The following is a 1,111-nucleotide window of genomic DNA, read 5'->3' on the forward strand; positions in this document are numbered from 1 at the left end:
GCGCGTCGTTAATTAGTTTACGGGCGTGGGTTTGCGATGATGGGTTATGCCTTCGTCGGGTTTGGTGGTCAGCAGCGAGGATCGGGCAGTCTTGGAGTCCTGGACACGACAGCGGGCGATCCGGGCCAGCCATGTCGAGCGGGCCCGGATCGTGCTGGCGGTCGCGGACGGACACGGAACCGCGGGGACGGCTCGGCTGGTCGGGGTTTCGCGTCCGACGGTGATCAAGTGGCGTGACCGGTTCGCCGCGCACGGCTTGGCGGGATTGGATGACGAACCGCGTCCCGGGCGGCCAAAGATCGTTGATGATGCCGGGATCATCGCGGCGACGCTGGAGCCGCCGCCGGAGGCGTTGGCGGTCACGCACTGGTCGAGCCGGCTGCTGGGCCGCCACCTCGGCATCGGGGACGCGACCGTGGCCAGAGCGTGGCGCAAATACCACGTGCAGCCGTGGCGGCAGGGGACGTTCAAGTTCTCGACCGACCCGGAACTGGAGGCCAAGGTCCGGGACGTGGTCGGGCTTTACCTGAACCCGCCCGAGAAAGCGCTCGTTTTGTGCGTGGACGAGAAGTCCCAGATCCAGGCACTCAACCGCACCGCCCCGATGCTGCCGCTGCGCCCCGGGCTGCCGGAGAAGGCCACGCACGACTACCAGCGCAACGGAACCACGACCTTGTTCGCGGCACTGGAGATCGCGACCGGAAAGGTCACCGACCAGTGCTACGACCGGCACGGCAAGGCCGAGTTCCTCGACTTCCTCACAAAGGTCGCCAAGGCCTACCCCCGCCGCGAACTACACGTCGTGCTGGACAACTACCACACCCACAAGCACGCCGAGGTCAAGGCCTGGCTGACCAGGAACCCGAGGATCACGCTCCACTTCACACCCACCTCGGGCTCCTGGCTCAACCTGGTCGAAGTCTTCTTCGGCATCATCACCCGCCAAGCCATCCGCCGCGGATCCTTCGACAACGTCAAAGAACTCGTCACCACGATCCGTCGTTTCATCGACGGCTGGAACACCCGCTGCCACCCCTTCACCTGGACCAAAACCGCCGACGAAATCCTGCCCCACGCCACCCGTCAACGAACATCAGACGCGCGACACTAG

General features: G+C 65.4%; 1 protein-coding gene. It reads left to right on the forward strand.

The features are described from left to right. The first annotated feature begins 46 nt into the window (after positions 1-46). Positions 47-1,111 carry an IS630 family transposase gene (locus ACZ5IK_RS45200; RefSeq protein WP_465493361.1) on the forward strand — a complete coding sequence of 355 codons (1,065 nt, stop codon included), beginning with the start codon at positions 47-49 and terminating at the stop codon, positions 1,109-1,111.

This window comes from Amycolatopsis sp. NPDC031561 (genome assembly GCF_055580625.1).

Coding starts and splice junctions, on each gene's coding strand:
- ACZ5IK_RS45200 (WP_465493361.1), top strand. CDS start 47: ATGCCTTCGTCGGGTTTGGTGGTCAGCAGCGAGGATCGGGCAGTCTTG.